General features: G+C 67.1%; 1 protein-coding gene. It reads right to left on the bottom strand.

The features are described from left to right. Nucleotides 1–29: 29 nt before the first annotated feature. A partial coding sequence (locus tag ACFYNO_RS41165; protein WP_388023911.1) for an IS110 family transposase occupies nucleotides 30–1028 on the bottom strand: 999 nt, incomplete at its 5' end.

Raw genomic sequence — 1028 nt, forward strand, 5'->3', positions numbered from 1 at the left:
CTGATACGAAAATCCACTGTTTCTGCAGGTCAGGCCACCTCCACCGATTGGAGCGAGACTTGGTAGCCAAGCTGGTTGAGTTGGCCGACAAGGCGGCGAGTCTTGCGTGCTCTGCCTTCGGTGCCCAAGCGGTCGAGGAAGTGGTCGGATCCGAGATCGGCGTACGGGATGTCGTGGGTGATCATGTGCCAGGCCGAGACGAGGATGGAGTGTCCGATGGCGACCATCGCCCGCTTCGGTCCGCGACGGGCGGCGATCCGCTTGTACTTGGCGGCCAGGTAGGTGTTCTTGGTCCGGCCGGCACTCGAACCGCACTGCCCGAGCACGGCCTTGAGGTAGCGGTCGCCGTGTCTGGTCTTGCCGTACATCCGCTTGCCGCCCGACTCGTTGTTGCCCGGGCAGATGCCGGCCCAGGAGGCCAGGTGGCCCGCGGTCGGAAACCGGGACATGTCGGTACCGATCTCGGCCAGGATCACTTCGGCGGCCCTGGAGCTGACACCGGGAACCGTGACCAGGAGATCGATCAGGCGCCGAAAGGGCCGGCCGTCCGGCGTGGTGTGCTCTTCCAGACGCCGGCCAATCTCGGCGGTGAGGCGCTCGTCCGTCACGGTCGCCGCGTCGATCCGGTCGAGCATCGCCCGCACGACGAAGGCGTGATGCGCGGTGAATCGTCCGGTGAGAGCCTCGCTGAGGATCGGAATCTTGCCGCGCATCTTTCCGAGCGCGAGCTGCGAGAGCACCCGCGGGTCACGTTCGCCCGCGATGAGGGCTTCGAGCATGGCGCGGGCCGACTTGCCAAGAATGTCGGCCACGACCAGCGACAGCTTGATCCCGGCGTCCTCGAGGAACTTCTCGAGGCGCTGGGCCTCGCGGGTCCGCTCGTGGACGACGTCGCTGCGGTAGCGGGTCAGGTCCCGCAGCTCCCGCACCGGTTGCGGCGGCACGAAACTGGGCCTCACCAGACCGTGCTGGACGAGCTCGCAGAGCCACTCGGCGTCCTTGACGTCGGTCTTGCGGCCAGGGACGGC

The sequence above is a fragment of the Kitasatospora sp. NPDC006697 genome, assembly GCF_042869935.1.
In the GTDB taxonomy this organism is placed as follows: Bacteria; Actinomycetota; Actinomycetes; order Streptomycetales; family Streptomycetaceae; genus Kitasatospora.